This is a genomic window from Sulfurimonas lacustris (assembly GCF_059705355.1).
The window spans coordinates 1,085,161-1,097,961 of sequence record NZ_AP046125.1; the positions used below are offsets into that span (position 1 = coordinate 1,085,161).

Annotated in this window: 11 protein-coding genes; 4 read left to right on the forward strand and 7 right to left on the reverse strand. The window is 40.4% G+C overall.

Annotation, left to right across the window (positions count from 1 at the left end; all coding sequences use genetic code 11):
* Positions 1-15 precede the first annotated feature (15 nt).
* Entirely contained in the window at positions 16-2,178 is a 2,163-nt protein-coding gene (locus AC6H4V_RS05715; protein WP_497607854.1) for a methyl-accepting chemotaxis protein, read from the forward strand.
* Between the two features lie 52 nt (positions 2,179-2,230).
* Here AC6H4V_RS05715 and AC6H4V_RS05720 read toward each other — a convergent pair whose 3' ends face one another.
* Entirely contained in the window at positions 2,231-2,617 is a 387-nt protein-coding gene (locus AC6H4V_RS05720; protein ID WP_428729647.1) for a class II SORL domain-containing protein, read from the reverse strand.
* A gap of 161 nt (positions 2,618-2,778) precedes the next feature.
* Here AC6H4V_RS05720 and glyS point away from each other — a divergent pair, with 161 nt between their 5' ends.
* Entirely contained in the window at positions 2,779-4,800 is a 2,022-nt protein-coding gene (gene glyS / locus AC6H4V_RS05725) for a glycine--tRNA ligase subunit beta (protein WP_497607855.1), read from the forward strand.
* On the opposite strand, the gene AC6H4V_RS05730 is transcribed toward glyS, so the two are convergent.
* Positions 4,797-5,534, reverse strand: a complete 738-nt coding sequence (locus AC6H4V_RS05730) for a hypothetical protein (protein ID WP_497607856.1) — start codon at positions 5,532-5,534, stop codon at positions 4,797-4,799. The genes glyS and AC6H4V_RS05730 overlap by 4 nt on opposite strands.
* A gap of 61 nt (positions 5,535-5,595) precedes the next feature.
* Here AC6H4V_RS05730 and AC6H4V_RS05735 point away from each other — a divergent pair, with 61 nt between their 5' ends.
* Together AC6H4V_RS05735 and AC6H4V_RS05740 are read left to right on the forward strand one after the other, a co-directional pair.
* On the forward strand, positions 5,596-6,345 hold the full coding sequence (locus AC6H4V_RS05735) for an ElyC/SanA/YdcF family protein (protein ID WP_497607857.1): 750 nt from the start codon (positions 5,596-5,598) through the stop codon (positions 6,343-6,345).
* Between the two features lie 49 nt (positions 6,346-6,394).
* Positions 6,395-8,161, forward strand: a complete 1,767-nt coding sequence (locus AC6H4V_RS05740; protein WP_497607858.1) for a sensor domain-containing diguanylate cyclase — start codon at positions 6,395-6,397, stop codon at positions 8,159-8,161.
* 45 nt (positions 8,162-8,206) lie between these two features.
* Here AC6H4V_RS05740 and truA read toward each other — a convergent pair whose 3' ends face one another.
* Genes truA through coaBC form a run of 5 tightly spaced genes read right to left on the reverse strand, consistent with a single transcriptional unit; the run spans position 8,207 to position 12,694 of the window.
* On the reverse strand, positions 8,207-8,917 hold the full coding sequence (truA, locus tag AC6H4V_RS05745) for a tRNA pseudouridine(38-40) synthase TruA (protein ID WP_497607859.1): 711 nt from the start codon (positions 8,915-8,917) through the stop codon (positions 8,207-8,209).
* Positions 8,918-9,937 (reverse strand): LptF/LptG family permease, encoded by a 1,020-nt coding sequence (locus AC6H4V_RS05750; RefSeq protein WP_497607860.1) that lies wholly within the window; start codon positions 9,935-9,937, stop codon positions 8,918-8,920.
* Complete coding sequence (locus tag AC6H4V_RS05755) at positions 9,937-10,752, reverse strand: prepilin peptidase (protein ID WP_497607861.1); 816 nt, start codon at positions 10,750-10,752, stop codon at positions 9,937-9,939. The genes AC6H4V_RS05750 and AC6H4V_RS05755 overlap by 1 nt, the downstream gene beginning before the upstream one ends.
* A complete protein-coding gene (gene uppS / locus AC6H4V_RS05760; RefSeq protein WP_497607862.1) occupies positions 10,752-11,429 on the reverse strand; it encodes a polyprenyl diphosphate synthase in 678 nt (225 codons plus the stop codon). The genes AC6H4V_RS05755 and uppS overlap by 1 nt, the downstream gene beginning before the upstream one ends.
* On the reverse strand, positions 11,426-12,694 hold the full coding sequence (coaBC, locus tag AC6H4V_RS05765; RefSeq protein ID WP_497607863.1) for a bifunctional phosphopantothenoylcysteine decarboxylase/phosphopantothenate--cysteine ligase CoaBC: 1,269 nt from the start codon (positions 12,692-12,694) through the stop codon (positions 11,426-11,428). Before coaBC ends, uppS begins: the two co-directional genes overlap by 4 nt.
* Positions 12,695-12,801 lie beyond the last annotated feature (107 nt).

Below are 12,801 nucleotides of genomic sequence, written 5' to 3' on the forward strand. Positions count from 1 at the left end.
ATGGAGGAACAAAAGATGTTAAACAACCTTTCAATTAGGTTAAAAATGGTTTTGATGTCTATCATACCAATTGTCGTTATTCTTATCTCTTTGGGTAAAGGGAGTTATGAAAGTTACCAAGAGGTCAAAGTTTTAGCGCAGATAGAAGAGATGGTTTACTATACGCAAAAAAGTAGTGCTCTTGTACACAACCTCCAAAAAGAGCGTGGTGCTTCTGCCGGCTTTATTAGCTCCAAAGGAGAGAAGTTTGCACCGCAGCTTCAAGCGATTCGTAAAGATACGGATGCCGCTTATGAAGAGCTCAAGGCGTACCATGCAACAATGAAAACAAAGAGTTACGTAGCAGAGCTTCAAGAGAAAATAACCAAAGCGATGCAAAATATGCAAAAACTTCAAGAGATTCGTGAGGGTGTCTCCTCTCTTGGCGTTGCGGTGGGCGTGCCTGTTACATACTATACGAACACAAACAACGACTTTATCACCTCTATCGAAGAGATTGCAAAGATGAGCTCAAATGCAAAGATGAACAACCTTATCAACGCATTTGTAAACTTTCTTGCTTCTAAAGAGAGAGCAGGGCTAGAGCGAGCGGTACTCTCCTCGACATTTTCACGAGATAACTTTGCAGAGGGTTTTTATGAGAAGTTTATCGGGCTTTTAAATGCGCAAGAGCTTTTTATGAGCAAATTTCTCTTCTTAGCTCCGGAGGAGTTAAAATCTTTCTACACGCAAACCATGAGCGCACCGGTAGTTACAGAGGTAGAGCAGATGCGTAAAACTGCACTCTCTAAGCCAAATGGCGGCTTTAGCGTCGATGCTACACACTGGTTTGGCACTATCACGTCAAAAATAGATTTGCTTAAAAAAGTAGAAGATGAGATAGCGCAAAATCTTCAAACAAACATCAGCAAACTTCAAGAACAGGCAATGGTTAGCATGATTTTTGGAGTGGGTTTTAGTATCTTTATCGTTCTTTTGGTTGTGGGTGTCAGTTTTTTCATCTCCAACAGCCTTACAAAGCGTATAGACCGCTTTAAGCAAGAGATAGACGCTATCGTCTCTTCCAATGACTTTTCCAAAAAAATCACAAATTGTGCAACAGATGAGATAGGCTTTATCCAGCAATCAGCAAATCATCTAGCGTACGCAGCATACAAAGCCATCCAAGAGGCAAAAGCAAGCTTAGAGCAGGTTCAAGCGCACTCCGTAGAGAGTGAAGAGCGTCTTGAAGCGAACAAACTTACCCTCTCTTTAACAGAGCTACTCAACGAGGGGGCAGTCTGGGGCGTTGGAAGTGTTCAGACGGGCGTTGTACAAAATATGTCCTCACTTCGTGAGATTAACGAGAAAAATGCACAAACAGAGCTTATCGTTGATGATGTCAAAAACTCTACAGAGGAGATGGTTCACTCCCTTAACAACATCTCTCAAAAGATGCAAGGCAGCAGAGAAAACTCCAATCAGCTCAACAGCAGCGTTATCGAGATATCCAATGTTATCTCGCTTATCAAAGATATAAGTGATCAAACAAATCTTTTAGCACTCAATGCAGCCATAGAAGCGGCGCGTGCAGGGGAACATGGACGTGGATTTGCGGTTGTTGCTGATGAAGTGCGCAAACTCGCAGAGCGTACCCAAAGAGCTACAAATGAAGTGGAGCTCAACATCAACCTTCTTAAGCAAAACAGCTCTGCAATGCAAGAGTTTTCAGAGCAGATGGATGGTGAAGTCTCTGAATCTCTACAAAAACTTGACCATTTTAACGAAAGCTTGCATGGGTTGCTTGATGGCGCAAAAGATATCCAACTTGCAAACAAAAAAGTCTCCAACGAACTCTTTATCACTCTTGCAAAACTTGACCACATAGCATTTAAACTAAGCGGTTATAACGCAGTCTTTAAAGATGACCACAATTTCAAATTTTCAGACCACACGAACTGCCGTTTTGGAAAATGGTATCTCTCTGATGGAAAAGAGACATTTGCAAAAACATCCTCTTATGCTCAGGTTGACCCAATCCACAAAATTGTACACGATAGAGTAAGGGCGATTCCAGATGCTATCCAAGGCGGTATTATCAAAAATGCGTCTAAGATTGTTACAGGATTTAGTGAAGCAGAAAAAGCTTCTAAAGAGCTCTTTGTTGTTCTTGATGCGATGGCTGAAGAGATAAAGTAAGCAGAAGAGTTCCTCGCAATGTTTTCATTGCGAGGATTTGGGCGAAGATTGACTATTTTGTAATTTCTACCACTTTTGGATCTGATTCCCAGATACCGTGTTTCGTACAGTACGCTTGCGCTGTAAGTTTAAGTTTGCTTCCCGTTGGAATGATGTTAAAAGTAACAGTCGCATGCGCTTTCATATTTGCTAACGCTCCAGGAACAAAATCCGCACGTGCTAAAAGTGTTTCACCATTGTAAAGTGCCATATTTGCGATGTAGTGGTCAAAATCATCCGGATGCGTATATTCATTTCCCATCTTAACAGTCACACTAAACATTTCACCCTCTTTTGCGCTATCTGCACAGTGGATAAACGGTGAATGGCGGTCTATATAATCCTTCTTACTCTCTCTTTCAACTGTATCTATATCCACATAACGATTGATTGTCGGCATTTTTAATCCTTTTTGTTTTTAATTTGTATGGCATTGTAACTTTACAATCATTTACTAAAAACATAAAAGAGAGTCTATAGTTATTGTTTAAGAGAAATATAATAAATCGCTCTTAAAGCTAAAAAGCGATAAAATCGCCAAAAACAAATAAGAGAGTCATTATGGTAAAGCCGCTATTGATAGAGGTCGGAGTAGAAGAGCTTCCGGCAATCCCGCTTTTAAAAGAACTAAAAAATATTGAGACAAAATATGCTGCTATTTTAGAGAAAAACTCTCTTTTGTGTGAGTTTGAGTTTTACTACACGCCACGCCGCCTTGTTTTTTGGCATAGAGAGTTTAAGAGTGTGCAAGATGACAGCAGTGAAGAGTTTTTTGGCGCGCCGCTGAGTGTTGCTTACAAAGATGGCGTGCCAACTCCTGCCGCACTCGGTTTTGCTAAAAAATGCGGTGTAGAGATGAGCGAAATCTCTCAAGCTACAAAAGATGGCAAAGAGGTTCTTTACTACAAAAGAGAACTCAAAGGGCAAGCGTCCCATCTTCTGCTTCCAAACATCATCGAGGAGTGGATAAAATCTTTAGAGTTTGGAAAGTCTATGCGATGGGGGAGTTTGCAAGAGAGCTTTATCCGTCCTATCCGCTGGGTAAATGTCCTTTTTGGTGATGAACTTGTAGAGATGGAACTCTTTGGGGTTCGCTCTTTAAAAAGTACATTTGTACACCGCATAAGCAACTTTGAGAGAACTGCTATTGGCGGAGCAAAAGAGTACTTTGAGGTGCTTCAAAATGGCGGAGTAACACTTTTTCCAGAAGCTAGACGTGAGAAGATTTTGTCAGATTTTGCACTCTTAGAGAGCAAAAACGGGGTAAAAATCGAAATCGATGCCGATTTGCTTGATGAAGTTGTTGCCATCACGGAAAATCCGACAGCCATAATGGGTTCTTTTGACGCTGAGTTTTTACAACTCCCTCCAGAAGTCATTATCACATCCATGAAAGAGCATCAGAGATATTTCCCTGTTTTTGAGGATGGTGCGCTTGTCAACAAGTTTGTTGTAGTCTCCAATGCGCTTACGGATGATTTTTCAAAGGTTATAGAGGGAAATGAGAGAGTTTTACGCCCTCGTTTGTCAGATGCACTCTTTTTCTACAACAACGACCTCAAAAAAGGGTTGAGTACGGCGGGACTTGAAAAAGTAGTCTTTATGAAAGGGCTTGGAAGTGTTGCGGACAAGATAGAGCGTGAGAGAAAAATCGCACACACTCTTTTTGAGATTTACAACCCGCAAGATGCAACGAAAGAGGAGCTGGAGCGTGCCATTAGCCTTGCAAAGGCCGACCTAATGAGCGAGATGGTTTATGAGTTTACAGAGCTTCAAGGTTTGATGGGAAGTTACTATGCCACTGCCCTTGGAGAGAATGCGGCAGTAGCGACTGCCATAAAAGAGCAGTATCTTCCAAATGGTGAGGAGAGTACACTTCCATCCACAAAGATGAGTGCTATAGTTGCGATGAGCCTTAAGCTGGATACGCTTTTGGCACTCTTTAGCATCAACCAGATTCCAACAGGCTCACGTGACCCTTTTGCTCTGCGCCGTGCGGTAAACGGGCTTGTAAGAATCACAAAAGAGCATGAACTTTCTTTTGATATCGTCGCAATGCTCAAGCTTTTGGCTGAGGGGTATGAACCTTTTGATGTTGCAAAACTTGAAGCTTTTTTCCTTGAGCGCATTAGACAGTACTTCAAAGTAAATCCATCCATCATTGAAGCCGTACTTATGACAGGCGAGAGAGAGCTGCTTAAAATCGCCAAAAAGATAGAAGCGCTTGACAACTTGGCAAAAAGCGAAGGATTTAGTGAATCATTTTCAACATTTAAAAGAGTTGCAAACATCACTAAAGATATCGACCTTGAAAATATTGCAGAGATAAACCCAGCTCTTTTTGAACAAAATGCAGAAGAGGCACTCTTTAGAAGATATAACGAAGTACGCACACGTGTTTATGAGAGTTATGAAGAGGAGCTTGACGCACTCTTTGATCTAAAAGGTGAACTTGATGCGTTCTTTAACGATGTGATGGTAAATGCAGAAGATGAAGCTATAAGAACCAACAGAAAAGCACTTGTCGCTTCTATCTACAAAAGCATCTCAAAAATCGCAGAGATTAAAGAGATAACAATTTAGTTTGTTTTTATAATCGTAGGAGGAAACGATGCGAATGCCTTTTTAAAAGCGTTTGCACGTACATCTTTAAATTTTCCTGTTGCAATGGCAGGGAGAAAAAGTCCCATCTCTAGCGCTTCAGGTGCGTCATAGTTCGCATCATGCATAAAGCCGATAGCTTTGCCTAGTTTAACAGCTTGCGCAGCTATGTTTTTTGCATAGGCGATGATATGTTTATGGTGTCTGTCAAACTTATTTCCCCATGCAAAAAATACAAACTTGCCGTTTAATCTTATGTTGAGATAGTCTTGGTAGTTAAGTTCTTTGTCGTAGCGGGTAAGCTGTGCGCTTGGATATTTGTCCAGATCATCATCAAAGGATTCTAAAACAGAGGTTGGTTCAATGTCCGGTCTGTTGAGGCTAAAGAGATACTTTATCTCAACAAGTTTTCCTTTGTAGTTTTCATCTTTGAGTGCAGCAGCAAAAAGGTGGAAGTGGCTCTCAAGGCTAAGAGAGCAAAACTCTTCATCAAAAGGATACCCTTGCGATGCAAGTCTTGTGTTTGTGTTGTAACCCATTGGTGCAAGGGCGGGGTTGTATAAAAAGATAGTTCCTATAACAGTTTTACGTCTGTTTTTAAGCATCTCTTCAAGCTCTGCAACCGTGATTTGTTCATCCTCTTTTGGGATATAGATATAGTGTTCTTTGAGATATTCGTGGTCAAATTTTGTAAAAAACTTTCCAAATGCTTGCAAGTTAATCCTTCTAAGATATTTATGCGAATTATACTATAATCCATCAGCAAGGAGCTGATTTGTGGAGATAGGATTTTTTTTAAAAAAGTTTGTTACTTTTTTTGTCGAACCGCTTGGTTTGGTTTTGACTTTTTTTGCTTTAGGGCTTCTTTTTTTGTTGTGGGATAAAAAGAGGTACGCAACGATTTTTTTGACTTCATCTTTTGGCTTGTTACTCCTTTTTTCTTATGAGCCGTTTTCTAACCTATTGGTCAAAAACCTTGAGCAAAAATACCCAAAATACAGCTATGAAAAGCAGGTGAAGTATATCCACGTTCTTGGAAGCGGACACAACACGGACGCATCACAGCCACTCTCCTCAAACCTAAGCAACTCTGGAGTAAAAAGAGTTTTAGAAGGAGTGATTCTTCACAAAAATATCGCCGGTTCAAAAATCATATTTACGGGATATGAGGGAAAGACAAAGAGTGCAAATGCGACTATGAACGCCAAGCTTGCCATAGCACTTGGAGTGGACGAGGCAAATATTATCATAGGTGAAGCGCCAAAAGATACCATGGAAGAGGCTCTTTTTGCAAAAGAGATAGTCGTAGACGCTCCTTTTGCACTTGTTACCTCTGCAACACATATGCCACGTGCGATGGAGCTGTTTGGCTCACTCGGACTAAGCCCTGTAGCGGCACCGACTGCATTTTATGCAAAGGAGTTTGATGGCTACCTCAAAGCTCCTGATAGCGGCTCGTTTGATAACTCACATATGGCAATCCATGAGTACATAGGTATTTTATGGAGTAGGTTTAACCAAAAATAGAGTTGCTTTTGCGTATAATATTTCACATACTTCATGAGGATTTTTTTTGATGCGAAATAGTTATAAATTTTTTTTATTTTTTATTTTTTTAGCTACTCAGATTTTTGCTTTAGAAGCTCTCAAAATAGATGAAAAGAGTGATAAGATAAATCTCACGCCACATTCTGAACTTTTTGTGGATGCGCAAAACCATTTTAGTTTTGAAGCCGTCTCTCAAGACTCTTTTGCCGATAACTTTCATTCCATCAATGCACAGTCTATAGCAACTGGCTACACAAATGACACTGTTTGGATTCGCTTTGGTTTACTCAATGAGAGTGCGCAACGCTTTGATGGTAGCATTGAGATGCCTATTCCTTGGATTGATACGATGGAGGCATTTGTGCAATTGGATGAGGAGATGCATACTCTCACGCCGCAAAACGACGCACGCTCTTTTTTTGTGCCCCTCAGCATTGCTCCGATGCAAAAAGCAACGATTTACATCAAAACAAAAAGCCAAAATGCCATTATCCTAGCACCTACGCTGCACTCTCAAAAAAGTGCTGCAGAGCGCTTAACCTATACGCTACTTTTCAATGGCATGCTGATGGGTGTTGTGCTTATTATGATTTTATACAATTTCATCAACTTCTTAGCGCTTAAAAATAGAAACTACCTTTACTATGGTCTCTATCTTGTCGGGTTGTTTTTCTTGATGGGAACTTACTATGGCTACAACAGAGAGCTTTTTTTCCGAAACAACACTCTTGCCCCATTGACAATCGCTTTTAGTTTTTTAGCTGCACTCCTTTTTGTAGGTCATTTTTTTCAAGTCAAAGAGAACTTTCCACAATTAAAGAGATACCTTACTTTTTTCATAATGGCAACGCTTGTTTTTGGACTCTTTGCTCTAGTGGCGGCGAGTAATACACTTCTTATGTACTTTTTTGCAGTTCTTGCATCGCTACTATTTCTCTTTCTTTTTTATCTTTCGGCAAAGGCGCATAAAGAGGGGATTTCAGGGGCGCTTTATCTGCTCTTAGCATGGATTTTTCTTGGATTGGGCGAGCTTGTTGCATTTGCGATGGCGCTAGGGTTTATTGCTTATAGCAGTTATCTTTATGATCTTTTTGCGCTGATGGTAGTTTCCAATATTTTAATGATTGCATCTGCTCTGGTTGCTCGCATCAAGAATGAAGAGGCAGAGTTTGCGTCTAAAGTTGAAAAAGAGCAGGAGCTCTCCGACAGACTTAACCTCTCAAAAAAAGAGTTAAGAGAGATAAATGAAAAATTTGAGCGAAAGATAACAAGACTAGAAGCTGAACTTTTGCAAGCAAATAAAGCGTATGAAAAAGTAACAACCAAAGATGAGATAACAGGGCTTTATGGCAAAGCAAAACTAGAGGAGATTCTCACAAGTGAGCTTCATAGAGCGAAGCGTTACGACTATGTTTTTGGCGTCATCGTGATGAACATCGATGGTTTAAAAGAGATCAACGAGAAGCATGGTCGTGAGGTAGGAAACTCTTTAATGAAAGAGATAGCAGATCTTTTACTGCACCATGTACGCTATCTTGACACTGTCGGAAGATGGAGTGATACGGAGTATATTGTCATATGTCCAGAGACGGATATGCAAAACATACTTGTAGCCGCAAGACATTTGCAGATGTTAATAGAAAAAAGCAAATTCTTCTTTGTAGGGAGTGCAACAGCTAGTTTTGGAGTAACGTCAAGCAAAAGGGATGACACGCTTGAAGATGTTATGAAAAGAGGCTACCAAGCACTTGTCCTTGCTAAAACAAATGGCAAAAATAGGGTAGAAGAGGTATAAAAATCAGCAGACTTCTTTTCACAAACAGAGGTTGTGAAAAGAAGTCTAGTATTTGATTTTACTTAGGTAAAGCCCGTTGCTTGGAGCTGGTTTTATTTTGTATCTTTTTTTACATTCAAGCTGCTCTCTGATTTGTTCTGAGCTAAGCGCAAGAAGAGCACCGACCATAAGCCGTATCTGGCTTCGTAAAAACCCATTTGCCTCAAAGTTTAGGATAATGTAGCCTTTGTGTCTGTAGGCAAAAGCTCTGTAGATTATTCTTGTAGTGCTTTTGACATCACTGCCGTTTTTCATAAAAAATTTAAAATCAAATGTGCCGCAAAGAAGTTTTATCTTTTCTTGAAGTGTGGCAAAATCAACATCTTCTAAAAAAGTGACAAAACTCTCTTCAAAAGGGTTGCCGCTGCCACTTTTGATGATGTAGCGATAAACCCTTCTTTTTGCACTGTATCTGGCATGAAAATCCTCGTTCACGATTTTTATCTTTTTTATCAAGATGGATGGTCCGACTATTTTGTTAATGGAAGTTTGGAGCTTTTCTAGGTTGCTCCAGTAGGATGGTACTTCGATATGACAAACCTGTCCTGTTGCATGCACGCCTCTGTCTGTGCGCCCGCTTGCGACTATTTTTGTCTCGATGCCCAGTTTTTTAAGTGCCGCATCAAGCACACCAAGAACAGTATTTTTAGACTCTTTTTGGCTTTGAGAACCTAAAAAATGTGTTCCGTTATACGCAATTATAAGTGTGCATCGCATCTAAAACTTTGCCACAATTATTTTTTTATAAAGTATGTAGGTCACCATAAGCCATCCAAATATCAAAACCGGTACCGTATAGACAGAGAGAATCGGTTGCAACGCGATTGCAAGAGCATAGTAGATGATAATCCCTGCGAATAAAAAGAGAAAAATCTTCCCTTTTTGATGTCTTGCATGAACGATTCCGATGGTTGCTGCCAAAAAGAGGCTAAGAAGCGGAAAAAGACTAAAGAGAATGTTTGCTATAAGCATTTTTTTCTTCTTAGCAGATGGAGTCTCTGGAAACCAATACTCGAGCGGTGTTTCATACTTTTCAAGATCAGTTTTCATCGTGTCATTGATAAACATAGTTTTAAAATCTATCTGCGTGAACTTCTCTTGCGAGTAGCTATACCCTTCGCCAGAGCTTAGTTTAAGTCTTAAAACACCTGCATCGTTGATGATTTCGGCTTTTTTTGCTCCGATAAGAACCTCTTCGTCTTGGTTTTTGTTGAACAAAATAACATCAGCATAACTTCCATTTTCATTCTCCTTGCCTATATATAAAAGCCAATCACCAAATTTATGCCCAAACTCTGAAGCGGAGAGGTTGAACTTTGCTTCACTCTTTTTATAAGATAGAAAGTTGTTTGACAAAGTTTTTGCATGCGGAAGAAGAATGAAAAAATTAAAAAGTAGAAGAAGCGAGAGAAAGAGTGCCGGTTTGAAAAGTGTCTGCAAGATAACTCTAGGATGGATGCCAAGCGCGAATACAACAATGATTTCATTCTCATTTGAGAGTTTGAAAAGTGCTAGCGTTATAGCTACAAAAAAAGAGATAGGCAGTGTATAAAAAAGAAGCTCTGGGAGCATAAAAAGAAAGAGTTTGCCCATCTCAAAGATAGAGAGTTGAATGACCGCCGTATAGGTTGCAAGTTTGATAAGAAAAACTATAGAAGCAATGGAAAAAAGCGGCAAAAATATAGATAAAAAGATAAGCGAGAGAGACTGTTTTATGTAGTTTTGAAGGATGTGCATTAGTAAGAAGCCTCAATATATCTTAAAATTGGTGAGTCGTAAAGATAGACCAAAAATGTCGCCAGAGCCAAAAAAGGGACAAAAGGAACTCTCTGCTCCTCTTTAGAGCCTTTCATAACTAAAAGCATCACGGGAAGAGCCAGCAGTGCTGAGAGGAAAACCGCAACAAGTGTGAGTTTGACGCCAAGAAGCGCTCCCATCGTTGCTGCCACCATGATATCTCCCTCGCCCATTGCTTCAACAAATGGGTAGATGTGGTAGTTTTTACTCCATGATGCAGCTCTTTTTTTTGCTTCTCTGTGTGCCGAAGCTGTAAGAGTGTAGGAGAGTGCAAAGCGTAGCAGTGTAAATCCACCCGCAAAGAGCAGGGCGTTTTGGAAGTTTGTTGCAATGCCGCCAAGGCTCCATGCTCCAAAGATGGCAAAGAGGAGAGCAAGCAGATTGAGCGAATCGGGTACCATTTTGTACTTAAAATCAATCATAGAGAGTGCAAGAAGCGTTAAAAAGCTAAAGGCTACCAAAAGTGAAGAGATGCTAACTCCCATTTTTGCGGCAGGAAGAAGAAAAATTAAGCCGGACAAAAGCTCAATTGCAGGGTATTGAACTGAGATTTTTGTTTGGCAAAAAGCGCATTTTCCGCGCAAAAAAAGCCATGAAAAAAGAGGGATGTTATGCCATGGTTTAAGCGGATGGTTACAAGTCGGGCAGTGTGATGCGCCAAAAACAACACTCTCATCCTTTGGAAGACGCAAGATAACAACATTTAAAAAAGAGCCAAAAAGTATGCCAAAGAGAAAAGCGCCAAAGAGTTCCACTACTTAAGCCCTCCAAATCGTCTCTCAATTTTTGTAAAATCTTTTAAAATTTTCTCCAACTCCGCAGTCGTAAAATCAGGCCAAAGGGTGTCGCTGAAAAAGAGTTCTGCATACGCCGCTTGCCAAAGCAAAAAGTTTGATAGTCTATGGTCTCCGCCTGTACGGATAAGTAAATCAACGTTGTGTTTGCAGTCAAGCGCATTTGAGAGCATCGCTTCGGTTATGTCTTCTTGAGATTTTTTTACTCTGTTGATGGCACGAAGTATCTCATCATGTGCGCCGTAGTTGAGTGCTAGAGACTGCACTAGTCCATCACAGTGGGCAGTTTTTTCTTTTACATCATGGATGGTTTTTTGTAAAGATGACGAGAATGCTCTTGTGTCTCCGATAGGCTCAAAGCGGATATTGTTTGCAAGATAGGTCTCTGTCTCGTTATCAAGATATCTTTGGAGCAGTTTCATCAAAAACTCAACTTCAAGTCTTGGTCTTTTCCAGTTTTCAGTTGAAAAAGCATAGAGAGTTAGCCGCTCTATATCACTGTCGGCTGCACAAAACTCGGTAATCATTCGTACAACTTTTGCGCCTGCTTCATGCCCTTTTACCCTTTTTTGTCCTCTAAGCTCTGCCCAGCGTCCGTTTCCATCCATGATGATGGCGATATGCCTTGCCTTATTCATAGAGTTTTCGCATGCTCTAAAATCTCAAAAGCAACGCTGAGTTTGTCGGCTAATGGTATGCTCTCATGACGCTCTTTTGTGAGAAACTCCACACTGTTTGTCTCTGTGCCAAAGCTTGATGCGTCTTTTAAAACGTTGAGACAAACAGCATCAACCCCTTTTTTATCAATCATATTTTGTGCGTTTACAAGAGCGTTTTGTGCATCCATCTCCGCTTTAAACCCAACAGTAACGATTCCATCTTTGTCAATACTGCTTAATATATCAACATTCTCTTTGAGTTTTAGCTCCCATGCACCACCCAAAGACTCTTTTTTGAGTTTTCCAACCTGCTCAAAACTAGGAACATAGTCGCTCACCGCCGCTGCCATAAAAAGGTATGGTTTTTTCTGGATAAGATGAATCTGCTCATCACGCATAAGTGTTGCTTTTGAGAGTTTGCCTTTTTTGGCGATGCGGATAGAGTCTTTGAGATACTCAAGCATCTCGCCGGAGCTTTGAACATCAAGCGTATAGAGTTCAAGCGGCAACTCTTTTTCAAATTTGGTTGCTATGAGGTTTACATCTGCACCCCTGCAGTAGAGTGCAGTTGCTAAAGCGGAAGCCATTTTACCGCTTGAAAAATTTGAGATATAACGCACATCATCTATCTTTTCTATCGTCCCGCCACCCGTAACTATAACTCTTCTATCCATCCAAAAAGGGTCTCTTAAGAGTGCTTTTGCACAGTGCCAAAATATCTCCAAAGGCTCAGCCATAGCACCATCGCCTACCGTCTTACATGCGAGCTCTTTGGTTTGTGTTGCAACTACCTCATAGTTTGCAATGCCGAGCATTTTTAGATTTGATTTTGTGATTGGGTTGTTTATCATGTTAGTATTGGCTGATGGGGCTATGATTTTGAGATGTGGGAATGCTAAAGCACACTGCAAGAGCATGTTGTCAGCTATGGCATTTGCCAGTTTTGCTATGGTGTTTGCCGTCGCGGGAGCTATGACAAAAAGGTCTGCCCATTCGGTTGCTTTTATATGGTTATGCGCATTCGCCCATGATTCGTTGGTATCGTCAAGCACCTCATTTGTGCTAAGTGTCTCAAAGCTAAGTGGCGTCACAAACTTTTTTGAAGCTTCACTCATTACCACCTTTACCTCTGCCCCAGCCTTTGTAAAAAGTCGTACAAGTTCAAGAGATTTATAAACAGCAATAGAACCGCTTACTCCTAAAAGTATCTTTTTACCCAGAAGCAGATTGGATGGAATAACCATAGTGAACCTTATTTTTTTATAATTCTAGCAGGAAAAATCTTATTGTTTTATTTCACTCTAATTGATACAAATCAATTTGAAAGTCATTTTATATGTTAAAATTTCAG

Coding starts and splice junctions, on each gene's coding strand:
- AC6H4V_RS05750 (WP_497607860.1), bottom strand. CDS start 9,937: ATGCACATCCTTCAAAACTACATAAAACAGTCTCTCTCGCTTATCTTT.
- uppS (WP_497607862.1), bottom strand. CDS start 11,429: ATGAATAAGGCAAGGCATATCGCCATCATCATGGATGGAAACGGACGC.
- AC6H4V_RS05740 (WP_497607858.1), top strand. CDS start 6,395: ATGCGAAATAGTTATAAATTTTTTTTATTTTTTATTTTTTTAGCTACT.
- glyS (WP_497607855.1), top strand. CDS start 2,779: ATGGTAAAGCCGCTATTGATAGAGGTCGGAGTAGAAGAGCTTCCGGCA.
- truA (WP_497607859.1), bottom strand. CDS start 8,917: ATGCGATGCACACTTATAATTGCGTATAACGGAACACATTTTTTAGGT.
- coaBC (WP_497607863.1), bottom strand. CDS start 12,694: ATGGTTATTCCATCCAATCTGCTTCTGGGTAAAAAGATACTTTTAGGA.
- AC6H4V_RS05715 (WP_497607854.1), top strand. CDS start 16: ATGTTAAACAACCTTTCAATTAGGTTAAAAATGGTTTTGATGTCTATC.
- AC6H4V_RS05720 (WP_428729647.1), bottom strand. CDS start 2,617: ATGCCGACAATCAATCGTTATGTGGATATAGATACAGTTGAAAGAGAG.